Source organism: Flavobacterium sp. LHD-80 (assembly GCF_030929605.1).
In the GTDB taxonomy this organism is placed as follows: Bacteria; Bacteroidota; Bacteroidia; order Flavobacteriales; family Flavobacteriaceae; genus Flavobacterium.
The window spans coordinates 121969-145041 of record NZ_JAVFVS010000007.1 but is presented as its reverse complement, the minus strand read 5'-3'; the positions used below and the strand labels follow the sequence as shown (position 1 = coordinate 145041).

At 34.8% G+C, this 23073-nt stretch carries 18 protein-coding genes; 1 reads left to right on the top strand and 17 read right to left on the bottom strand.

Annotated features, from left to right (window positions below; genetic code table 11):
* Positions 1 to 190: 190 nt before the first annotated feature.
* Positions 191 to 3208: a T9SS sorting signal type C domain-containing protein gene (locus tag RB619_RS11490; protein WP_308097511.1), complete on the top strand. Its 3018-nt coding sequence runs from the start codon at positions 191 to 193 to the stop codon at positions 3206 to 3208.
* 77 nt (positions 3209 to 3285) lie between these two features.
* On the opposite strand, the gene RB619_RS11485 is transcribed toward RB619_RS11490, so the two are convergent.
* The 17 genes from RB619_RS11485 to RB619_RS11405 form a co-directional block, all read right to left on the bottom strand.
* Positions 3286 to 4455 carry a beta-ketoacyl synthase N-terminal-like domain-containing protein gene (locus RB619_RS11485; protein WP_308097509.1) on the bottom strand — a complete coding sequence of 390 codons (1170 nt, stop codon included), beginning with the start codon at positions 4453 to 4455 and terminating at the stop codon, positions 3286 to 3288.
* A 161-nt stretch (positions 4456 to 4616) separates the two neighbouring features.
* The gene (bioA, locus tag RB619_RS11480) at positions 4617 to 5888 is read right to left on the bottom strand and encodes an adenosylmethionine--8-amino-7-oxononanoate transaminase (protein ID WP_308097506.1); all 1272 of its coding nucleotides are present in this window, start codon (positions 5886 to 5888) and stop codon (positions 4617 to 4619) included.
* Between the two features lie 183 nt (positions 5889 to 6071).
* Positions 6072 to 6689 carry a dethiobiotin synthase gene (bioD, locus tag RB619_RS11475; RefSeq protein ID WP_308097504.1) on the bottom strand — a complete coding sequence of 206 codons (618 nt, stop codon included), beginning with the start codon at positions 6687 to 6689 and terminating at the stop codon, positions 6072 to 6074.
* Positions 6690 to 6864: 175 nt separating this feature from the next.
* The gene (locus RB619_RS11470) at positions 6865 to 7482 is read right to left on the bottom strand and encodes a hypothetical protein (protein ID WP_308097502.1); all 618 of its coding nucleotides are present in this window, start codon (positions 7480 to 7482) and stop codon (positions 6865 to 6867) included.
* Positions 7472 to 7903, bottom strand: a complete 432-nt coding sequence (locus tag RB619_RS11465) for an RNA polymerase sigma factor (protein ID WP_374119692.1) — start codon at positions 7901 to 7903, stop codon at positions 7472 to 7474. The genes RB619_RS11470 and RB619_RS11465 overlap by 11 nt, the downstream gene beginning before the upstream one ends.
* A gap of 79 nt (positions 7904 to 7982) precedes the next feature.
* Positions 7983 to 8846: a TraB/GumN family protein gene (locus RB619_RS11460; protein ID WP_308097499.1), complete on the bottom strand. Its 864-nt coding sequence runs from the start codon at positions 8844 to 8846 to the stop codon at positions 7983 to 7985.
* A gap of 113 nt (positions 8847 to 8959) precedes the next feature.
* Complete coding sequence (locus RB619_RS11455; RefSeq protein ID WP_308097497.1) at positions 8960 to 9157, bottom strand: hypothetical protein; 198 nt, start codon at positions 9155 to 9157, stop codon at positions 8960 to 8962.
* 224 nt (positions 9158 to 9381) lie between these two features.
* Positions 9382 to 10536, bottom strand: coding sequence for a pyridoxal phosphate-dependent aminotransferase family protein (locus RB619_RS11450; protein WP_308097494.1), 1155 nt, complete (start codon positions 10534 to 10536; stop codon positions 9382 to 9384).
* 77 nt (positions 10537 to 10613) lie between these two features.
* Complete coding sequence (locus tag RB619_RS11445; protein WP_308097492.1) at positions 10614 to 11252, bottom strand: NAD(P)H-binding protein; 639 nt, start codon at positions 11250 to 11252, stop codon at positions 10614 to 10616.
* A gap of 184 nt (positions 11253 to 11436) precedes the next feature.
* The gene (locus RB619_RS11440) at positions 11437 to 11949 is read right to left on the bottom strand and encodes a hypothetical protein (protein ID WP_308097490.1); all 513 of its coding nucleotides are present in this window, start codon (positions 11947 to 11949) and stop codon (positions 11437 to 11439) included.
* Positions 11950 to 12012: 63 nt separating this feature from the next.
* The gene (locus tag RB619_RS11435) at positions 12013 to 12294 is read right to left on the bottom strand and encodes a F0F1 ATP synthase subunit epsilon (RefSeq protein WP_308097488.1); all 282 of its coding nucleotides are present in this window, start codon (positions 12292 to 12294) and stop codon (positions 12013 to 12015) included.
* Between the two features lie 70 nt (positions 12295 to 12364).
* The gene (gene atpD, locus RB619_RS11430) at positions 12365 to 13876 is read right to left on the bottom strand and encodes a F0F1 ATP synthase subunit beta (RefSeq protein WP_308097485.1); all 1512 of its coding nucleotides are present in this window, start codon (positions 13874 to 13876) and stop codon (positions 12365 to 12367) included.
* A 232-nt stretch (positions 13877 to 14108) separates the two neighbouring features.
* Positions 14109 to 15575, bottom strand: coding sequence for a G-D-S-L family lipolytic protein (locus RB619_RS11425; RefSeq protein ID WP_308097484.1), 1467 nt, complete (start codon positions 15573 to 15575; stop codon positions 14109 to 14111).
* A 93-nt stretch (positions 15576 to 15668) separates the two neighbouring features.
* Positions 15669 to 18458, bottom strand: a complete 2790-nt coding sequence (locus tag RB619_RS11420) for a TonB-dependent receptor domain-containing protein (protein WP_308097483.1) — start codon at positions 18456 to 18458, stop codon at positions 15669 to 15671.
* Positions 18459 to 18761: 303 nt separating this feature from the next.
* Entirely contained in the window at positions 18762 to 20612 is a 1851-nt protein-coding gene (gene glmS, locus RB619_RS11415; protein WP_308097481.1) for a glutamine--fructose-6-phosphate transaminase (isomerizing), read from the bottom strand.
* 9 nt (positions 20613 to 20621) lie between these two features.
* Complete coding sequence (locus RB619_RS11410; protein WP_308097479.1) at positions 20622 to 22232, bottom strand: DUF4270 domain-containing protein; 1611 nt, start codon at positions 22230 to 22232, stop codon at positions 20622 to 20624.
* An 18-nt stretch (positions 22233 to 22250) separates the two neighbouring features.
* The gene (locus RB619_RS11405; RefSeq protein WP_133527102.1) at positions 22251 to 23057 is read right to left on the bottom strand and encodes a glycogen/starch synthase; all 807 of its coding nucleotides are present in this window, start codon (positions 23055 to 23057) and stop codon (positions 22251 to 22253) included.
* Positions 23058 to 23073: the final 16 nt, after the last annotated feature.

Here is a 23073-nt window from a genome sequence, read left to right as displayed (position 1 = left end):
TATATAACCTCAAAACAATCAAATACAAACAAAAACGCTGAAGCTTTAAAACCTACTAAATCTTCCGTTTTCATCTTAATAATCAAACCCAAACCGCCCCCCAAATTGTATGAGCCAAAAAATGCTTCTACCCTCACGTTCTCTATTTTCAAAAAAAATAGTTTTCTTTTTTCTTTTGACTACATTTCAAATGAGTGCCCAGAGCGATATCACCAGAATCTATACCGATTGGAAAGGTTACTGGACTTCTAACAAAGCCACTCTTGAAGGAAACCGTCCAGACGACGCTAACAACTTATTAGCCTTTACTTGGAAAAATACAACATACTCCACTGGTGTCAACAATACTATACTTGACACAAAAGGAGTAACTTACACTCCCCAAAAATTCCGAGCTTTAAAAATTCAGACTTTAGGATCAAGCACTTCGACCTACTTTTTGCAAGGCTCTATGATAGATGCATTACCAACAACTGCAAAATTAGAACCTTCAATATCAGGATCTACTGCAACGGGCGCTGAACTTGCGTCCCGACTTACCGATGGAAGCTTTGGCTTGTCGCTTGGAACGGGTATAGCAAATATTCCAGTAGGCAAAGCAGAATTTAAAATTGGAACAAACAATTTAAATTTGACAGGACTTAACGACGGCTTTCCTGACTTAATTGTAACTCAAGTAGCCGATCCAGGAGGTTCAGCTTCTGCCGATATTTTTAAATTTGTTGATGCTGCTGGAAATACGGTTGGAAATGAAATATCATTTGTTTTTGGTCCTGTTCAGGTTGTGGGTACTTACAGTCTTGATCTTTTTAAAATGGATGGAACCCTCAGTAATTTTGCTCCAGCTTCAACACGTGATATCAGAATATTAGGAATAGAAACAAGCTCATTTGGCATAACAAATGCTAATGCCGCTCAAGTAGATCGATTTGTTGTTAGTTTCTCTGGTAGTTCTGATTGTGCTTTTATTGCTTTTAATAGAAATTCATTAAAAATAGCAGAATTAACCCTAGCAAAAAAAGCTACACTTTCTGACTGTGGCAAACTCGGTGATAAAGTAAACTACGAATTTGAAGTCACCAATACTGGAGAAGTAACAATCACTGATATCCATGTTACAGATCCAGACTTAGGAACTGCGATTACTGGAAATCCAATTACTTCATTAGCGCCTGGGGCAAAAGTAACTTTAACCGGGGTTCATACTATTACTTCTACAGAAGTAAATCTTGGGAAAGTCATCAATAATGTTAAAGTTACGGGAACTGACCCTTCTTTGAATACTGTAGAAGATCTATCCATTCCGTTGACAACTATTTTATTGACGCCACCATCAGTTGGTACAATAACCAACATCACGTGTGCTGCTTCGGGAACAGTCATTTTAAATGATTTACCTGCCACAGGAACATGGACACTGGAAAGAAGTCCGTCTGGTTCTCCTATTTATGGCAATGGTACGTCTACAACAATCTCGAATTTACCAACTGGAACTTATACTTTCAAAGTTACAAATAGTACTGGATGCAAATCGCCAGCAAGTGCCGAAGTTAAAATTACAAATCAATCTTCAACAACTTGGAATGGCACGACATGGTCAAGTGGGAATCCTGATATTACAAAGAATGTCATTTTCACAGGGGCTTACAGCATTACAACAGATTTAGAGGCTTGCTCTTGCACTATCAATTCAGGAATCAATCTAATAGTTCCATCAGGAAAGACCTTAACTCTTGTAAATGCACTTACAGTAGCTTCTGGCAGTTCTTTAACATTTGAAAATAATTCTAGTTTATTACAAACAAATACAGGTACAAATATTAACAGCGGTAAAATTTCATATGAGCGTATAACACCTCCTATTCGTCAAGCCGATTATACTTATTGGTCAACACCTGTTCAGGGACAAACACCTGGAGGAATTTCTCCTTTGACCGATCCAAGTAAAATCTATTGGCATAGCGGTTCTGGATGGGTGTCCATGTCTAAAACAGATGTTATGACTATAGCAAGAGGTTATATCATACGCGGTCCTGAAAATTATTCAAATACCAGCAGAGTTGCATATAAAGCAATTTTTTCAGGAGTTCCAAATAATGGAACTGTAACTACACAGTCTTTTGATGCCAATAAATTCTATTTAGTTGGAAATCCTTATCCTTCAGCCCTTGATGCGGACAAGTTTATAAATGGAAATATTAATAGACTTCAGGGTACTCTATATTTCTGGACACACAATACACCGGTAGTTTTAGGTAGTGCTTATGAGTATGGCGATGATGATTATGCAACCTATAACTTAACAGGAAGTGTTAGAACTGCTGTACCGGCAGGATCATCAAATTCAGCAAATAACAATGCGAGACCAAGTGGTTATATTGGCGCAGGACAGGCTTTCTTTGCTGGAACAAAATCTGCTGGAACTCTAGTATTCACTAACGATATGCGGGCAGGAGGACTTGATTCAAATGGCAAGCCGCTCAACGGACAGTTCTACAAACCAGGAAAAGATTCTAAAACAACTGGATTAGAAAAACATCGTGTTTGGTTAAATATGACTAATACCGAAGGTGCTTTCAAACAGTTAATGGTAGGTTATGTTGAAGGTGCAACAGACGGATATGAAAGTATTTTTGATGGAGCAACTTTTGATGGCAATAAATATTTGGACTTTTACAGCGTAAATGAAACAAAAAAACTATCAATTCAGGGACGATCTCTTCCTTTTAAAGATACTGACGTTGTTCCATTAGGATATCGTACAACAATAAACGGAGATTTCACGATTGCTATAGACGAAGCAGACGGAAACATGACCATTCAAAAAATCTATTTAGAAGATAAAACCACTTCTGTAATTCATGATCTTACTGCAAGCAACTATACTTTTACAACTGTTGCAGGAACTTTCACCGATCGTTTCGTTTTACGTTACACAAATAAATCATTAGGAACAGGCGACTTTGAAAATATCGAAAACGGAGTTTTGGTTTCTGTAAAAGACAAAACAGTAAAAGTACTTTCGTCTAAAGAAAACTTGAAAGAGGTAAATATTTACGATATTTCAGGAAAATTGCTTTACAACAAAACAAAAATTGATTCTAACGAATTACAAGTTTCAAACTTACAGTCAAGTAATCAGGTTTTAATTGTAAAAGTTACTTTAGAAAATGATTTTACAGTTTCTAAAAAGATTATTTTTCAATAGATAAATACTATTTCATAAAAAAATCCATCCGCTACAGCAGATGGATTTTTTTTATTCCCAGAAGTTTTCTTCTTTAATTATCTCTTTTCAATCAACACACTAACAGCATTTCCACCAAAACCTACAGCATTAATTAAAACCTTTTTTATTGCTTTATTCTGATGTTGTTTTTCTCCAAATGGCACTCCAACAAAAGTATCATGCTGCATCATCAGCAACGCCAATTCTAAACTCAAAATTCCAGAAGCTCCAAACGTATGTCCGATTTTCCATTTATTAGTCGTCAACAATGGCAATTTCTCTCCGAAGACTTTCTCAATTGCTCGCAATTCAGTCAGATCACCTTTAATTGTTCCCGGCGCGTGCATCACGATTGCATCAATACTTTCTAAGTCTTCCTCTTTTAAGGCCATTTTCATTGATTTTTGAAAACAAGTCGCTTCTGCAGAAATTGAAATATTATGTTCCAAAACTTCCGTTGCGTATCCAACTCCTGTTACGTATGCAATCGCATTTTCTGTTTCTCCAGCTTCTAGACAGCATACTGCGGCGCCTTCACCTAAAATCATTGTATTTTGCGTTTTCTCAAAATCGAAAGCAAGATTTGGCCAATTTTCCTGATCTTGATCAATGCGCGAATAGATTTTTAAGGCTCTCATTTGAGCAATCGTAAAATCAGTTAGCGGTGCTTCACTCCCTCCAACCAAAAATTTGTCTGCCATTCCTGATTTCAACCAAGCAAAACCATTTAACAACGCATGAAGTGCTGTTGAACACGTTATAGAATGTGAAATTTCTGGGCCTGTGCTTTGCAAATCATGGGCAATCCAAGACGAAATATTTCCTAATGTAGTAGTTGGTGAAGCTAAAGTCTGTGCCTTTCCGGTGTCAATGTATTCTTTGTAATGTTTTTCGAATAAATCTGTTGCTCCTCTCGAAGAACCAATATTTATTCCGAAAGCATCTTCTGAATTCCAACCAGCTTTTTGAACTGCTTTTCGCGAAGCCGCCAAAGCAAATAAAACAGAATCATCTAAAAATTTATATTTAGGATCAGATTCCCTGATTTCGGCAACAAGCTTTTTTGATTCTTCACTAAGCGAGGCCGTCGAAGTTTCCTGCTGATCCAAAAATTGTTTTGAAAAGCAATGATTCTCGTTTAGATAGTTTGTCCAAACTTCTTCAGCATTATTTCCTAATGGAGAAATGGATGAAAAAGCTGTTATAGATATTTTATTTGTATTCAAAATATTATTTTTATGCCTATTGCATTTTCTAACCGCAAAGATCGCAAAGATTTACGCAAAGGTCGCCATGTTTGAATGCAAAATTAAACCATATAAGTGACATAAGTAAATTTAAGCAAGTTTAGTTAAATGAACTTATATAACTTATATGGTTAAAAAAACTATACCATTTCTATCGCCTCTTCAATTGTTTTATAAACTTTCTGAAGCTGTTCGTCTGTCATTATATAAGGAGGCAAAATATAAACAATGTTTCCAACCGGTCTTAAAACAACTCCTTTATCAATAAAGAAATTATATAATTTGGTACGCATCGAACCGTAATAACTTTCCTCTGAATCTGATTTTATTTCGACAGCAAAAATAACTCCTAAGGTTCTCGCCGTAATTACTTTTGCATGATTTTCAATCTTCTTTTGAAATTCTTGATGGCTTTTATTTATTCGTGCAATGTTAGCCTGCATTTCATTGGTCTGTAATAAATCAATGCTAGCCAAAGCCGCCGCACAGCCTGTTGGATTTGCGGTAAAAGTATGTCCGTGAAATAATGCTTTATTGATATCGTCATCGTAAAAAGCATCAAAAACTTCTTGGGTAAAAGTCGTAATCGCCATTGGGATTGTACCGCCCGTTAATGCTTTAGACAAACAAATCATATCTGGATCAGCATCAACATAATCCATTGCAAAAGTTTTTCCGGTTTTTCCAAAGCCTGTCATTACTTCATCGGCAATGGTTAAAACATTATTTTCTTTGCAAATTCCAATCAATTTTGCCAATGCTTCTGGTTCGTACATTACCATTCCGGCCGCACCTTGAACCAAGGGCTCAAAAATAAATCCGGCGCAATTATGTTTCCCAATTACATTTTTCAGTGCCTCAAAACTTGCTTCTTCCTGCCCTTTTACCGGAACCGGAATTCGGACAACATCAATAAACATTCCCTGAAAAGCTTGCGTATAAAACGAAATACCGCTTGCCGCCATTGCAGCAAAAGTATCGCCGTGAAAAGCATTTTCAAAAGCAATTATCGTTGTGCGTTTTTCATTTTTATTGAAAAAATACTGCAAAGCTACTTTAATCGCCACTTCAACTGCTGTTGAACCATTATCCGAAAAGAATATTTTTTGCTGATTCTTTGGCAAAATTTTCATCAATTTTTCAGCCACTTTTATGGCAGGTTCATGCGTAAATCCACCAAATAAAACATGCTCTAAAGTAGTAAGTTGTTTATAGATCGCATCGGCAATGAATTTATTGCTGTGCCCAAACGGATTTACCCACCAAGATGCAATCGCGTCGATATATTCTTTATTATTTTCGTCCCAAAGTAACGCACCTTCACCTCTTGAAATTGCAATTGGCGTTTGTGAAGTTTTGTGCTGGGTATAAGGATGCCAAAGGTATTGGCTGTCTTTTTCTGTTAATGTCATTTTTTGAGAATAGATTTATAGAGTCAAGATGCAAGAAGAAAGACGCTATAGTTTCCGCAAAGATAAGAAAGTCTATTCGCTTACCCTCAATTACCACCTCCATTCTCTTGCTTCTTTACTCTGTTTTTTACCGTTAATTAGTTCATTCAATCCTCTTGCTTCTTGACTCTTGCTTCTACGCTCTCATAGTCCAAGAAGATTTTCTCGAAATAAATCGGCGTATTCTTTAATAACGTTTTGATCGAAATACGGTTCTTCATCAATTCTTCCAATGCATTTAATTCCGGTTTTATTCAGAATTAAACTTTCTGTTGATTTGTTTTCGCTTCCGCTGAAGATAATTCCATCGACTTGAAAACCGCGATTCTGAATCGCTTCAATAGTCAATAAAGTATGATTGATACTTCCTAAATAATGTCTTGAAACCACAATTACTTTATAATCCTTCTGAATCAAATCTACTATGGTATCTTTTTCGTTTAATGGAACAAAAATTCCTCCTGCACCTTCAATAACCAAATGATTTTCTGTTTTAGGCTCTTTAATTTCTTTTAAATCAATTTCAATTCCATCAATTTCTGCTGCCAAATGCGGACTTGCCGGTGTATTTAATTCGTAAGCATTGGGAAAGAAGTGGGATTTTGGATTCGAAATTTTAGCTTTCACTTTGTGCGTGTCGCTCAAATCTAAATCTCCAGCTTGTATCGGTTTCCAATAATCAGCTTCTAAAGCTTCAACTACAATTGTCGAAGCTACTGTTTTGCCAACATCAGTAGAAATTCCTGTAATAAATATTTTCATAATTAATAGACCTCTGATAACGCGGATTAAACCGATTATCGCGGATTTTTTTATTTTTCAACATATAAAGCTTTTTGATAATCCGCACAAATCCGTAGATTCCATTTTATCTGTGAGCCGTGATGCAAAAATACCAATAAAAACAACAAACCCATCAATTACGATGGGTTCTGTTTTATTCTTCATTTAATTCGTCGATTACTTTTTTGATTTCTTTGGCGTATTTCCCATAAAATTTATGAACCCACCATTCTAAGGCAACTCCCATAAAAAGCATGCTAAAAACAACAATTCCAAACAATACGCCCAATTGATAGTTTGTTACTCCTGTAGTTAAAAACCCAGGAATTTTTTTAGAAAGGTCATTATACAAAAGACCTATTGTAGCCATAATCATAAAAGGAGTTAATGCAAATCCGAAAGTTTTATACAATTCCATATTCAATCTAATATCAAAATAAGTTTCATACAAACTGTCTTTTGTTTTTAATGTGATAGCGCCCAATCTTTTATAAAAAAAATAAAGCTTTGTCAAATAATAAACGCAAATCGCCACAAAAAAGCTAAAGAGCAAGTAAAAGAGCATTAAACCTTGTTCCGGAAGCTCATGAACTAAAGGAATAAATCCAATAAGGACTATCGAAATGACTTGGTGAAAAAACTCCTTTTTTAAATTCTTCTTAATCTTATCCAACGGTGTATTGGCCGATTGTATTTTTTCTAAATTATCTGGAAGAACGACATTTTCAGTCTTTTCGTTATTCCAAGCATTTTGTATATCGTTAAAATCCATATCCCTGATTTTTAATTATTTCTTTTAATTTTTCTTTTGCTCTATTCAATTTCACTCTAGCATTTCCTTCAGAAATTCCGAGATTTTCGCCAATTTCTTTATGAGAAAAACCTTCTAACTGATAGAAAATAATGGCCTTGTCAATTTTTTCCAATTTCTGAACTGCTTTATAAAAATGATCTAGCTGACTTTCTTTAATATGCGAATCGCCTTCGTCGTCTTTAATGTTTTCCGAAGCAATTTCGTATTTGTCAACCTTTCGTTTTTCTTTTCTGAGGAAAACGATAGCGGTATTAACGGCCACTCGATACATCCAGGTCGAAAATTGGCTTTCATTTCGAAACGTATCATACGATTTCCAAAGCTGGCAGACAATTTCCTGAAATAAATCCTGCTGATCATCATAATTGTCCATGTACATTTTTGAAACCTTGTACAGAATACCTTTATGACTTTCTATCCGATTTAAAAACTCTTGTTCCTTCTCTTTCAAAATAGTTTTAGTTCATTACTGGTTTTACAATATATCCTGCTTTTCTTAATAAATTAATCACTCCAAATTCACCTCCCAAATGCGCCGATCCAACTGCAAAAAACACACTTTCATTTTTCATCATTTGAGGCATCTCTTTTATCCAATTCAAGTTTCTGCCATCCAAAATCATCTTTTTCGTTGCTTCACTTGTAATTTTTTTATCTGTCACAATATCGAATAAATTATCAATATTTTCTGCTTTGTACGCAGCAACTAATTTAGTTGTTTCTGTTTGACTTGATTCTTCAAACATGGTAAGCATTTCATCATTCGAATAGGCATTCCCAAAAATTTCTAGCTGAGACTTTACCGTTTCTAAACCATCGATAGCAATATTTCTTTTTTTAGCCAATTCGATAAACTCCATTTCGTATAGCTTTATATCTGTACAGCCGAAACTTTTCATCGAAATCAGACTCATTACCGTCATTAAGCTAAAATTATCAACTTGTTGTACTGTCATTCCAGCCGTCTTTCTCAAAATTCCGTCTAATTTAGACAATTGCTCTGGATTTAATAATTTACTTAAAGGCTCTTTCCCCATTGCCATTTTTTGCATGTTTGACATTTCAGCAGGATCTGCAAAATTGATTTCTAGAACTAATTTATTCGATGCTTGAAATGCTTTTTTTGTTTTTTCCGAAAGAAAATAATCTGGCGCGCAAATCATATGAACTGTCCCATAAACATAAGAAGGCTTTTCTAAACCATTTCCTGAAATCTCCCATAAAAGAGAATTTTCAAGTTTTGGAGATTTTGTTTGCGCTTGCGCTGATGAACTAAAAACAAGTACGATTACTGCTATAACTGATTGGATTAAATTTTTCATAATGTTGATTGATTAAATTGATTGATGATTGATTTGATTAATTAATTGTTTGATTGATGATGATTTCGATTGATTATTTTGATTGATTGTTTTGATTGATGATTGAGGCCCTGTTATTTTTTACTGTATTTTTTTCGAAGCCAAGAAGCAACTGATACAACAAATAAACAGATCATTGGTACAAGAGCACCATTGTTTGGTTTACCAAAAATAAATTGATTTGCTAAAACATATCCTAGTCCCATAGAGGTTAAAAAGATAAATAAGATAGCGGCTTTTTTTTCACTAGCTGAAGTTGATGTGGTTTTCATAATTATTTTGATTTATTTGATTACGACTCGTAAGTGAACAAACAATCAAAACGTTACAAAAAAATTTCAACTTTTTTAAACTTTTTTCAGAAAGCGAGGAAACAAAGCACTTCAGAAGATAATATTTTTTATTACACAGAGATTCACAAAGAAAAAAAACACAAAGATTCTCAAAATTAGCTTTGTAAATCTTTGTGTTTCTTTTGTATCTCTCTGTGAAATAACTAAAAAATAAAATCTCTTAATAACTCTAAAACTTGACTGATTTCTTCCTGTGTATTGTAACTGTGAATACACAAGCGAAGACGTTCCTGACCTTCAGGAACCGTTGGAGATAAAATCGCTTTTACATCAAAACCTTTATCCTGCAATTGTTGGGCAATTCGCTTTACATTTTCGTTGCCGGGAATAATGGCCGACTGAATTGCCGATTTACTTCGCACGAACATTGGCTTTAAGCCAAATAAATTTTTCTGTTGATTAAAGAATATGATATTTTGACGGAGTTTGTCAATCGTTTCTGTTTCAATTTCCAAATGCTGATAAGCAACCAAAATTGTTGCAACAGAATGCGGAGATAATCCGGTTGTATAAATAAAACTTCGGGCGAAGTTTACTAAATATTCCTTAAGTTCTGTACTCCCAAGAACAACTGCTCCGTGGCAACCTAAGCCTTTTCCGAAAGTCATAATTCGAGCAAAAATCCTATTATGCAATTGAAGATTTTGAGCAAGACCTTCGCCATTATCTCCAAAAACACCCAAAGTATGGGCTTCATCAACCACTAAATAACAATTGTATTTTTCAGATAACTGCACTAATTCTTCCAAATTCGGACTATCGCCGTCCATTGAAAAAACAGTTTCAGTTACGATGTAAACATTTGTTGGAATTTCGGATCTAGAAGATTGGAATTTAAGAATTAATCTTTCTAAATCTTCAAAATCATTGTGATTGAATTTGTATGATTTGGCATTCGACATTACAATTCCATCGCGAATAGAAGCATGGCTCAATTCATCATACAAAATAACATCGTTTCGTTGCGGTAGAGCACTAAAAAACCCTGCGTTGGCATCGTAACCCGAATTAAAAATTAAAGCCGATTCAGCTTCATGAAATTGCATTATAAAAGATTCTGCAATTTGATATAAAGAATGATTGCCTGAAATCAATCGCGATCCGGTTGCTCCATTTTGAATAATCTCATTTTCTATTAGATAATGATGAGACAGTTTAAAAATAGCTTCCGATTTTGAAAATCCAATATAATCGTTTGAAGAAAAATCAACAAGATTATTAAAACTTGGCAATTTTCTTAACGAGTTGTTTTGCTTTCTATTTTCAAGCTTTTGACTAAGATTCTCGGGTAATTTCATGAAAGCAAAGTTATGAAATAGAAATTTGATATAAACAAACAGCGGGATTTGATGTTCCCGCTGTTTTTCAATTTATTCTAAATAGCGCTTATAAAAGGCGACTTCCTCCCATAATTTGATTCAATCATTTCTCTAACCATAAATTTAGCAATATCAATTGCACCAATTTTGTCACCTAAGCAATCTTCTAAATTTACTTCGATTTCAGAGCTATTATCAGTAAACTCAATAAACGGTACACGAACTTGCGTCCAGTTACTATCACTCTGCATTAAAAGATTATAAGCTTTTTGACGATCTTCTTGAATTTCGGGAAAATTAGATTTCATCCAATCTGTTGCCGTAATAGTTTTTGGGCCTTTTTTATCAAATGGCGTATCAATGTTGATTCCTGCTAATAAAATATATCGTTCAATATTCAATTCTTTCATGGCTTTAAGCACATTTTTTACAGATTGACTCGCAACCATTGGTTCGCCTGGTCTTTGACCAACAGTACTCAACACAGCCTGACAATCTTCTAATAATAATTGAATGATTTTCTCATCAACGGCATCTCCTTTGATGATTTCTAAACGTGAATTTTGGATGGTGAATTTATCCGGATTTCTCACTAAAGCTTTTACGCTGAATCCTTTTTCCAATAACTGGTTTATTACATAGTTCCCAGTTCTACCTGCGCCGCCAAGAACGGCAACTTTTACACTATTTTTCATCTTTATTCTTTATAAAATTTGACATAAATAATCTTCGTTTTATCAAAAGTGATAAAACGAAATAGCAAAAGCTTACTGCGCTTTTACAACATAATCAATATTTTATAAAGAGATTTTAATACTCCAAAGATAAGAATTTAATAAACCTAAAAAGTTATTCATAGTAACGAATGACTTTAAAACATTACAAATTCTCTTTTTCAATCCATTTGAAGTTTCCTTTTTCTGTCGCATCTAGCAAATCGACTTGTAGGCCATTTGCGATTTTGGTTGCCAAATTAAAAGCAGACTGAGAATTGAGATGAACTGAAACCGAATTTTTCTTTGTTTCTGATAGCCAAATTTGTACTTCAAAATCTCTATCTGAGTGATTCTTGTATACAGATACATATTGTATGTTTTTAAACACAGTATCCTTACATAATGGAATTTCAAATAAGGTAAAATTAAATCGAACCTCTTTAGTTATAGAATTTGCAAAAACTCTTTTTGTAAAAGTCAATCCGGCAGCACAAACAAACATAAAAAATACAGCTAAGCTAAATCTCAAACCATTCATAACCTTTCCTGTATAAAAAAGGTCGAACATTTTAAACGACATCGAAATGGTGAAAAAATAAAGTGGTGAAGCTAAAAGAAAATGCCAAAATGGTCTATCCGATTTATAAATTAACTCGTCTACTTGCTGGTTTGTCATATCTAAAAATAAAAAAAACCATTCACTTTTGTGAATGGTTTTAAAATTATCTCGAAATTGTTTTTAGTCAACTAAAACAATTACTTTATTGTCTTTCATTTCGATAGTACCTGACGTAATCTCTAATGTATAAGTTTGGTCATTAACTTTCGCAAATTTATCTGCTACCTCTTTAGAAAAATTAAAGCTTGGCGCTGCAATTTTTATAGTTCCTTTTTCTAGAATAGAAACAATAGGAGCGTGATTATTCAAAATTTGAAAGCTTCCATCAACTCCAGGAACCGTAACTGAAGTCACTTGTCCCGAAAATAATTTTGCTTCTGGTGATACTATATCTAAAATCATATTTTTTTAGTTTACAGTCTCAGTTAACAGTCTCAGTACTGAATACTGCGACAGAATACTGAAAACTAGATTATGCTTCAGCCAACATTTTTTCTCCAGCTTCGATAGCATCCTGGATAGAACCTTTCAAGTTGAAAGCTGCTTCAGGAAGGTGATCTAACTCACCGTCGATAATCATGTTGAATCCTTTGATAGTATCTTTAATATCAACTAATACTCCAGGGATACCTGTAAACTGCTCAGCAACGTGGAACGGCTGAGACAAGAAACGTTGTACACGACGAGCTCTTGATACAGAAAGTTTATCTTCTTCAGATAACTCTTCCATACCTAAGATCGCGATGATATCTTGAAGTTGTTTGTATTTTTGAAGAATTTCTTTTACTCTTTGTGCACAGTCGTAGTGCTCGTTTCCTAAAATTTGAGGAGTCAAAATTCTTGAAGTAGAATCTAACGGGTCAACCGCTGGATAAATACCTAGCTCAGCAATTTTACGAGACAATACAGTTGTTGCATCTAAGTGGGCGAAAGTTGTAGCCGGCGCCGGGTCAGTTAAGTCATCCGCAGGAACGTAAACCGCTTGTACAGATGTAATAGATCCTTTGTTTGTAGATGTAATACGCTCTTGCATAGCACCCATCTCTGTTGCCAAAGTTGGTTGGTAACCTACTGCAGAAGGCATACGACCTAAAAGTGCCGATACCTCAGAACCTGCTTGAGTAAAACGGAAGATATTGTCAACGAAGAACAATACATCTTTACCTTGGTCAGATCCAGCTCCATCACGGAAATACTCAGCGATAGATAATCCTGAAAGTGCCACACGTGCACGAGCTCCAGGAGGCTCATTCATTTGTCCGAAAACGAAAGTAGCTTTAGACTCTCTCATTCCTGGAACATCTACTTTAGATAAATCCCATCCTCCATTTTCCATAGAGTGCATGAAATCATCACCGTATTTAATAATTCCTGACTCTAACATCTCACGAAGTAAGTCATTTCCTTCACGTGTTCTTTCACCTACTCCAGCGAATACTGAAAGTCCACCGTGACCTTTTGCGATATTGTTGATCAACTCCTGAATCAATACTGTTTTACCAACACCAGCACCACCAAACAATCCAATTTTACCTCCTTTTGCATAAGGCTCGATCAAATCGATTACTTTGATACCTGTGAATAAAACTTCAGATGAAGTTGATAAATCTTCGAATTTAGGAGCTTGTCTGTGAATTGGCAAACCATTTTCTCCAGTTTTTGGCAATTCGCCTAAACCATCAATTGCATCTCCAACAACATTAAATAAACGTCCATATACATCTGGACCGATTGGCATTTGGATTGGATTACCAGTTCCAACTACCTCATATCCTCTTGACAAACCGTCTGTAGAGTCCATAGAGATTGTACGAACAGTGTTTTCTCCAATGTGAGATTGTACTTCAAGAACTAATAATGTTCCATCTTTTTTTGTGATTTCTAATGAATCATAAATTTTTGGAAGTTCAACATCCTTACCGTTGAAAACTACGTCAACTACTGGTCCAATGATTTGAGCAACTTTTCCTATTACTTTTGACATTACTTATGTATTTATTAAATAGCTATTTAGGTTTATCGAAAATACCTCTTTTTTCAGAGCGCAAAGATAATTTTTTAAAATATAAAATCAATTTTTTTTTCATAAAAAATAGCATCATTTTGTTTGATTCCTAAAACTAAGGCCTCAAATAACTAAAATTGCATTTTTTAACGAAATAAAAAAAGCCACTGCATTTTAAAAACGAGTGGCTTTTTACTAAAAAAAATTGGCATTATTGAATTACTTGCGGATATTGAATTGGATATAAAGCCAAATCAACATGGCGCAATGTAGAACCGTATTTTGCATTGATTGCATCGATGAAAATATTAGCAATCAAACCATAACCTCTTGCACTTGGATGAACCCCGTCTAATGAAAACGCACCTCCTGTAACATAAGTTGATGACATTACAAAGTTTCCAAATCGAATTCCGCCGCTTGACAACTGTGTCAACACTGATCTTGTATCAACAAAAGCCAAACCTTTTTCTGTTGCGATTGCTTGAATCGCCGCATTATAAGCATCAGTCGCCTTTTTAACTTCTGCAATTTCGTCTTTTGTCAAAACCCAGTTATCTGCCAATGGCACTGAAACTCCATTTACTTTTGTTGGATCCCCCCCAACAGCTGTTCCAATAAATGTTCTAGCAGTCAAAACAACCAAATCATCTTTAGTCGCATGTCTGTATGATGGCAAACCATAAGCCGAAAGATTTGTCAAATAGCTATCTACAATAACTACAGCATTATTTCCTGCTTTGAAATTAATTGTTCTTCTAGCTGCTTCATCAGCAGTCAATAATTTATTTGCAACCATTTGTTGCAAACCACCATTATAAACCGCATAACCTGCGTTCAATTGAGTAGCCGCGGCAGCCGTAAGAGGCACTGGATTATAAGGAACTGTTATGAAATATGGCAAACTTGTAATGTATGGCAAATTAGCCACAACACCTTTTGCTCCTTTTGAAGTCAAAGCCGTAACTAAATTAGTATAGATCGTTTTGAAAACAGTTGGATCTGTAATGTCGCTTGCTCCATAAGTAGAAGGATCCATATTTCCAGTTTGATCTTTACCACTTCCTCCAGAAGTAGCATAACCTAAAACGTCATTTCCTCCAATAAATAAAGAAAAGAAAGTTGGATTTTGCACCACTGCATCCGCTATAACCGTTGTAGTAGGCGCACTTGAGAATCTAGCAAAATAAGGATTAGCTAAACCCGAAGCAACTCCAGCCGTATTTCCATAACCTGGCGCAACTAAGTGATAACTTTTTGCTCCTGGAACTCCCATGTTATTAAAAGCACCTGTAAGATGTGCTGTAACCTCTGTTGTAGGCTTACCTGTAACATTCACCGGAGCCTGACCATTGAAATACATGCGTGTACCTGCAATAACATTCCCTCCTAAAAGCAAACCTCCTATATTATCACTCGTCAAAGGAGTTTTAAATTCCCCTCCTCCTGCTGCAGCAAATTGCTGTGCTAAAATATTTGGATATGCATTCCCTTGTCCTTTTATAAACAAAGCATTATCACTATAACCAGCCGCAAACGAATCTCCAAGCGCAACATATTTTGTAAAAACCGCCGAACCAGGAACAACTGGAACTTCTGCAGGCGTATCATTATCATCACTATTACATGCCATAAAGGTTAAAGAAACCAATAAAAGCCATTTTATATTTTTTTTCATGTCATTAAAATTTAAAATTATTACTTCTTTCCGCTGGACTTCCATTTGAAAAACAGAAAGAAAACCCTACTTCATCAAATTAACTTCTTCCAATTATGGATTAATTGTCCAAGAAGCAAACCACATCTGACCAATTGCTCCAGCACCAATTACCTGAAGATAATCTTTTCCGAAAAGGTTAGTTGCTCCCACTTTAATAACTGATTTAAGTTTTGGAAGACCATAATTAACCTGTGCATCAAGAACAGTGTTTTCTGGAATCATTCCATCTCCGAAAGAAGACTGCCATAAATACTCAGTGTTCCATCTTACATTCACATTAAATCCTAAATTTTTAGCCACTTTTGCATTTCCAAGAGAAGCTTTGATTCTATGTTTAGGCGTGTTGAATCCAGCCACGAAACCTGGATCTTCTGACTGATCAAAATCAAACTGAGCATAGTTGTAGTTAACACCTAATTCAAAATCTTTATATACTTTTTTAGACAAACCAACTCCAAAACCAAAAGAAGAAATTTGAGCCGTTGTGTTTGTATAAACCTGATACACTCTTCTGTCTCCAAATGCTAATGCCTGATAAGTTTGTTGCACAGCAGGATTAGTAGGATCCGTACCTACTGTACCATAGTAAGGAGAAATAACTCTAGCAGTATTCATGAAATCATTATAAATATTATAATACGCATTCAAGTCAATTGACAAATCATTTTGAACTACAGAACGATATCCTACCTCAAAAGCTTGAACTTGCTCTGGCTTCACTAAACCAATATTAGCTACTTGAAGATCTGCAGGATTTGCAGAAGCAGCAAATGCCTGAACAGAAGCCAAAGTATATGCATTATGATAAGCATTTTGACCAGATAAATTAACAGTTGCTGGCGCACCTGCCGCTTGACCAGCCAAACTTACCGACATTGTTTCTTGGAATCTATCTAAATTTTCAGGTGCAGAACCAATTAAAGCGAATGGCCCAAGATCTAAACCAATATATTGATCTTGCGTTGTTGGGTTACGGAAACCTGTTTGATAAGACGCTCTGAAGTTATGTCTTTTAGACTCTCCGGCAGCATATGTAAATGAAACTCTAGGTGAAATATTTCCATCAAAATTCTGACTTTTGTCATAACGTACAGACCCCGTAAATTTCAATCTGTCTTCAAGCCATTTTTTTTGTAATTGCGCATAAGCTCCATATTCTTTATATTCAATTGGACCATCATAATCTGTAAAGATTGTTCCTTCAGAATCCATGATATATTTTCTCCAAGAACCACCCACTTGAATTTCTGCCCATTTTACCAAATCTCTAAAATTATAATTCACATCTGAATGGTATAATTTTGAGTGATCGATAAATTTTGCTCCCTGAGTTAAATCAGGATTTGCAATCACTTTTGCCAAAGCATTGTTAAACTGCGCTGAACCTGGTTCAAATCTAGCAGAACCTGTTGGTTTTGGAAGAAAAGATAAAGCTGGAGGAAGAACATTATAATCTGCAAAATTTCTAGCAATTGCAGCAGATTCATTAGCATTTGTTCCCATCACAGCACCAGAATATTGATAAGCTGTTGCATAATTTGTAAACCATTCTTGATCTGATTTTGCAGCTCTGTTTACGTTCCACGCCGCAAATCTCATATCATAAGAATCTCCAGCATCTTCACTTGTAAAATAAACCCTTCCAAAGAAGTTTTTACCTTTCACTTCAAATTTACCTTGTTGCATTAAGAAATCTTTCAAAGCATATCTGTTTGCACCTTGATAAATAGTACTTCCTGTACCAATTTTATATTGCAAGATAAACTCAGTATCATCTTTCCAAGGTTTGAAATGTGCACTGAAATCTGCTTTCATACTTTTAACCTTATTGTCAGTCAAGTCTTGTTCGCGATATCCAGTTCTACTTACTTGTCCAACGTTCGGAATAAAAGTAGTAACCTCATCACCATAGATATTTAATCCATCATAATTTTGATTCATTGCATGCCCTACAGAACCACCAGTCATACTTCTAGTATCAGCAGCAATCCATTCTGAAGCTTCCATATAAGTGAAATTAGCTTTTAAAGCAAACGTTTCTGTAAACGCTTTTGCTGCTCTAATTCCAAAATCATTATAATCGTTAGTTCCTGCAGCATCCTGTGAAGTCTGCCCATATTTATAGTAAACACTAATCCCTTCATTAGTAAAAGGACTTTTACTATTCATAAACATAATACCATTAAAAGCATTTGCACCATAAAGAGCAGAAGAAGCTCCAGGCAAAAGCTCAACACTTGCCACATCAATATCTGAAATACCAATCAAATTACCCAAAACAAAATTTAATGCTGGCGAAGAATTATCCATTCCATCAACCAATTGCATAAAACGAGTATTTGCTACTGATGCAAATCCACGTGTATTTATTGATTTAAAAGAAATACTGCTCGTATTAAAATGTACCTCTTTTAAATTTTCTAAACCATCATAAAATGTTGGCGCTGTTGTGTTTTTAATTTCCTGAATTCCCATTCTTTCAACAGTTACAGGAGATTCAATAATTCTTTCAGGAGTTCTAGAAGCCGAAACCACAATTTCATCCAATTTAGTTTCTTCATCTTTCAGCACAACATCAATTTTTTGATTTAAAGATGTAACACTAATTGTTTTAGTTTCAAAACCTACTGCTGAAACCTTCAGTGTAAAAGGCGGTTTAGAAGCAGTATTCAATTTAAATGTACCGTCAAAATCAGTTGAAGTTCCACCTGAACTTCCCACTATATTAACATTGGCACCAGGGATAGATTGTTTGTTACTATCGGTAACAGAACCAGTAATTGTATTCTGCGCAAAGGAAACGCCGCAGAAAAACAACATAATCAGCAAATACACTCTCATTTGGGTTAGGTTTTTGGTTAGTTTATCTAGCCAAAATACAAATATTTTTGAGATTAATAAAAAAACGTTAAAAAAAATTAATATAACGCATAAAAATTGTTAGTATTTTAACTTTTTCACATTGTATTTTATTCAATTAACAGCAACAACGGGGCTTTTCAAATCTTAAATAGTATGCATACATATAAAATTTGATTAAAAAATTGAGGATTTAATAAAAATACAGGGGGCAGAAAAAAAATTCGACAATAAAAAAAAGCGAGACCAAAATCTCGCTTTTTTAACATTTGTATATTTTAGATATTACTCTACAGTAACTGATTTTGCCAAATTACGTGGCTGATCGACATTACAACCTCTCATAACTGCTATGTAGTATGAAAGCAATTGCAATGGAATTGTCGTAATAAGTGGTGACAATGCATCTGAAGTTTCAGGAATTTCAATTACATAATCTGCTAATTCACGAACTTGAGTATCACCTTTAGTAACAACAGCGATAATTTTACCGCTTCGAGATTTAATCTCTTGAATATTACTTACAATTTTATCATAATGTCCTTGCTTAGGCGCAATTACAATAACCGGCATATGCTCATCGATCAAAGCAATAGGACCGTGTTTCATTTCTGCTGCAGGATATCCTTCAGCATGGATATATGAAATTTCTTTAAGCTTCAAAGCTCCTTCAAGTGCAACTGGGAAATTATATCCACGACCTAAATAAAGACAGTTTGGCGCATCTTTAAAAGCCGCAGCAATTTCTTTTGCTCTATCATTTGTTTCCAATGCTTCAGCAACTTTTTCAGGAATTATCTCTAATTCTTGCAAGTAAGTATGGAAGTCACTGTTTGTCAAAGTACCTTTTGCTTTTCCTAATCTTAACGCAATCATTGTTAAAACTGTGATTTGCGTAGTAAAAGCTTTAGTAGAAGCCACTCCAATTTCTGGCCCAGCGTGTGTATAAGCACCAGCGTGGCTTTCTCTTGAAATAGAAGAACCTACAACATTACAAACTCCAAAAACAAAAGCACCATTTTCTTTTGCTAATTTAATAGCTGCCATTGTATCAGCTGTTTCTCCAGATTGAGAAATAGCAATTACAACATCATCTTTATTAATGATTGGGTTTCTGTATCTAAACTCCGAAGCATATTCTACTTCAACTGGAATACGAGTGAACTCTTCAAAAATATATTCCGCCACTAAACCTGCGTGCCATGAAGTTCCACAAGCCACAATTAGAATACGTTTTGCATTTAAGAATTTCTCAAGATTATCTTCAACACCAGCCATTTGAACAATTCCTTCATTTGCATGAAGTCTTCCTCTGTAAGTATCTTTAATTACACTTGGCTGTTCGTAGATTTCTTTTAGCATGAAATGATCATAACCTCCTTTTTCAATCTGCTCCAAATTCATTTGAAGTTCTTGAATATAAGGATCAACTAATGAGTCATCTTTTATTTTTCTAACTTTAAGAGGCTTGTGCAATCTAATGTTTGCCATTTCACCATCTTCAAGATAAATTGCATTTGAAGTATACTCAATAAAAGGAGAAGCATCTGAAGCCACAAAATACTCACCTTCGCCAACGCCAATTGCCAACGGGCTCCCTAATCTTGCCGCAACAATTTCATCAGGATTTTTTTTATCAAAAACTGCAATTGCATAAGCACCTACAACTTGATTTAAAGCAATTTGAACCGCTTTCCCTAATTTGATATTTTCGTTTTTCTGAACTTCTTCAATTAAGTTTACTAAAACTTCTGTATCTGTATCTGATTTAAAAGTATAACCTCTTTTAATCAACTCTTCTTTAAGAGGTGCATAATTTTCAATAATTCCGTTGTGAATAATAACCAATTCACCAGAATTAGAAAGGTGCGGATGCGAATTCACATCATTTGGCACTCCGTGGGTTGCCCAACGCGTATGCCCTATACCAATAGTTCCGTTTGTAGTAAAATTATCTTTTGCCTTAGCTTCAAGATCCGAAACTTTACCTTTTGTTTTACAAAGCTTTACTCCAGTTTCGCTGTCAAACAACATAACACCGGCACTATCATAACCTCTGTACTCGAGTCGTTTTAATCCCTTGATAACAATAGGATACGCCTCTCTATGGCCAATATATCCAACAATTCCACACATATATATTTATTAATTTGGTTTCGTGTAGTAAATTTCAAGTCTCAGTCTTTTGTCATCTGCAACAGAAGATTTTCCTCCGTACAGTATAGTTCCTAATGGCCCCATAACTGATCCTCTCGGCGCTTCTGAAATAACGCTGTTTTTTAATTTTAATTTATTTGAAGTGATCACACCAATATCTTCTGTAACAACCAAGCCTAATTTTACATTTACCGCAGTTGCATCTTTTATAAGATTTCGGATATGATTTGTAATTCTAATTTTATATGACTTGCCTCGTTTTGTAGTTGCATCAACATTAATAATACCTCCAAAAACATATTTCGTAGCTTTAGGATCATTCGCCAATGAACCAGATGTACCATCTGAATAATCAATTAAAGGCACATTATTAGTCAAGTCATACAAATAAACTCTTTTTGGCTCATCTGCTTGTACATTACCTGCTCCTTTTACAGCCATTTTATCTGAATCGATATTAAAAACTAAATTCGCCTCATTCACAAGCCAATTTTTAGTTCTGATTTCAGCCAACTTTGCAGCAAAACCATTCAGTTCAATTACAGCAACAGATCCTTGGCCTCCTTTAATATAAAGACTCTCATCACCTTCTGTTCTATTTATATTTGCATCTGCGATTGCATTGGCGTAAGCAGTGCTTTTTGCGTCTTGTTGCAGACTTGCTGTTGCACCAGTCAAATTAATTATGATACTCTTATCCTCCATTGTAGTGTCAGGATCAGTAGTAATTGCAGTTTTTGCCTTATATTTAATCGTGATTTTTCCTTCCCTTGCAAAATCAATCAAAGCTAAATTCGCAGGCTCAGTTCCTGATCTTTCTACTTTAAAATACAATCCTCTAAACCAATCCTGAAATACTGTAGCATTTGCCAGTTTTTCAGCAGGAGCTTTCAGTATTTTATCCATAAAAAACTGTTTATTCAACATCAAACGCATTTGTGGCGCCACTTTAGTCAAAGTTGCTTTTCCGTTTGTATCAACAGTCTTGTCTGTTATTTCAGCATTATTAAAGAAGAATTTTGTATTTTGCTTCTCATCATTAGAGTCATTTAATTTTGCTCCAATTTTGTACGTATCAAAAGTTGTATTTTCATCTGTATAATACAATTGAGGCAATTGCGTACCATTGTCAAAAAAACTGCTTCTCATTTGAACTCCAGATTCATGAATGCTTAAATCAAGTTTTCCATTCGCAGGTCCAAAAATCGAATCTAATTCATAAGTACGTTTACCAGTCGTAGCATCAGTAGCCGTAACATGGCTAAAATAAGGAACACTTATATACACACTATCAATAACAGCACCTTCACCAATTGTAGGCGCATATTCAGACAAAGCTACCTGAGTTGCATAATTTCCAGTTGTTGTACCTAAAACTGGATTATCATAAATACCCAAAGCATTTGTAGCCAATCCGTTTGATTGAATAGGCGTTATTTCTTGATTGTAGGCTAAAACATCATATTTCTCCGGCGTCAAATCAAAATGATTATCCCCGATCAACTCATCACCTATCGCATTAAAATCTCTATCACAGGAATATAAAAAAACAACTGTTGCCGCTATTAGAATTTTCTTAATAAAAGAAGTATTATACATGTTCAAATTTAAAATTAATTAAAGACCCATTTTTCTGTAGAAATTTGTATACGCTTCAGCGAATGCATCTTTCGGGCCGAAAGGTAAAAAAGGTTTTCCTGAAGATTCTATAAATTTTGTTAAACTTGGGGAAACATTTTCAGACGCAATAATTACAGCATCTGAATGTAATATACTTGCTTTTAATATATTTTCATAGTTAGGAACTTCCAAGTCAGAAACAGATTCATGAGGAACACCATCAAATTTAACTTTGTTGATCATTTCCATGTCTAAGTTCTCATCAAAAGACTGTCCGTAAACAGATGTAACGATTTTAGTTTCAGAAAACAAAGCTTCATTTTTATAATAATGCTTCATATAAATTGGAAGCATTGCTGCCAACCATCCATGAACATGAATAATATCTGGAACCCAATTTAATTTCTTAACGGTTTCAACAACTCCTTTAGCAAAAAATATGGCACGCTCATCATTATCAGGATACAATGCGCCTTCTTCGTCTGCAAAAGTTGCTTTACGTTTAAAATACTCATCATTATCAATAAAATAAACCTGAATTCTCTCTTTCGGAATTGAAGCAACTTTAATAATCAATGGCATGTCTAAATCATTCACTACCAAATTCATTCCAGAAAGCCTGATCACTTCGTGTAATTGATGTCTTCTTTCGTTGATATTTCCATATCTTGGCATGAAAATTCTTATCTGACCTCCTTGATCGTTAATCATTTTCGGAACGTCATACGACATTAAAGAAACCTCATTTTCAGCCAAATAAGGCACGACTTCAGATGATACATATAATATCCTCTTATCTTTCATAATAGTATTTTACTTA

Bases quoted from the DNA above. Each gene is read 5' to 3' on its own strand.
- RB619_RS11440 (WP_308097490.1), bottom strand. From the start codon at position 11,949: ATGACAAACCAGCAAGTAGACGAGTTAATTTATAAATCGGATAGACCA.
- RB619_RS11410 (WP_308097479.1), bottom strand. From the start codon at position 22,232: ATGTATAATACTTCTTTTATTAAGAAAATTCTAATAGCGGCAACAGTT.
- RB619_RS11450 (WP_308097494.1), bottom strand. From the start codon at position 10,536: ATGAAATTACCCGAGAATCTTAGTCAAAAGCTTGAAAATAGAAAGCAA.
- RB619_RS11455 (WP_308097497.1), bottom strand. From the start codon at position 9,157: ATGAAAACCACATCAACTTCAGCTAGTGAAAAAAAAGCCGCTATCTTA.
- glmS (WP_308097481.1), bottom strand. From the start codon at position 20,612: ATGTGTGGAATTGTTGGATATATTGGCCATAGAGAGGCGTATCCTATT.
- atpD (WP_308097485.1), bottom strand. From the start codon at position 13,876: ATGTCAAAAGTAATAGGAAAAGTTGCTCAAATCATTGGACCAGTAGTT.
- RB619_RS11420 (WP_308097483.1), bottom strand. From the start codon at position 18,458: ATGAGAGTGTATTTGCTGATTATGTTGTTTTTCTGCGGCGTTTCCTTT.
- RB619_RS11445 (WP_308097492.1), bottom strand. From the start codon at position 11,252: ATGAAAAATAGTGTAAAAGTTGCCGTTCTTGGCGGCGCAGGTAGAACT.
- bioD (WP_308097504.1), bottom strand. From the start codon at position 6,689: ATGAAAATATTTATTACAGGAATTTCTACTGATGTTGGCAAAACAGTA.
- bioA (WP_308097506.1), bottom strand. From the start codon at position 5,888: ATGACATTAACAGAAAAAGACAGCCAATACCTTTGGCATCCTTATACC.
- RB619_RS11490 (WP_308097511.1), top strand. From the start codon at position 191: ATGAGTGCCCAGAGCGATATCACCAGAATCTATACCGATTGGAAAGGT.
- RB619_RS11470 (WP_308097502.1), bottom strand. From the start codon at position 7,482: ATGGATTTTAACGATATACAAAATGCTTGGAATAACGAAAAGACTGAA.
- RB619_RS11460 (WP_308097499.1), bottom strand. From the start codon at position 8,846: ATGAAAAATTTAATCCAATCAGTTATAGCAGTAATCGTACTTGTTTTT.
- RB619_RS11425 (WP_308097484.1), bottom strand. From the start codon at position 15,575: ATGAAAAAAAATATAAAATGGCTTTTATTGGTTTCTTTAACCTTTATG.
- RB619_RS11435 (WP_308097488.1), bottom strand. From the start codon at position 12,294: ATGATTTTAGATATAGTATCACCAGAAGCAAAATTATTTTCGGGACAA.
- RB619_RS11465 (WP_374119692.1), bottom strand. From the start codon at position 7,903: ATGTACATGGACAATTATGATGATCAGCAGGATTTATTTCAGGAAATT.
- RB619_RS11405 (WP_133527102.1), bottom strand. From the start codon at position 23,057: ATGAAAGATAAGAGGATATTATATGTATCATCTGAAGTCGTGCCTTAT.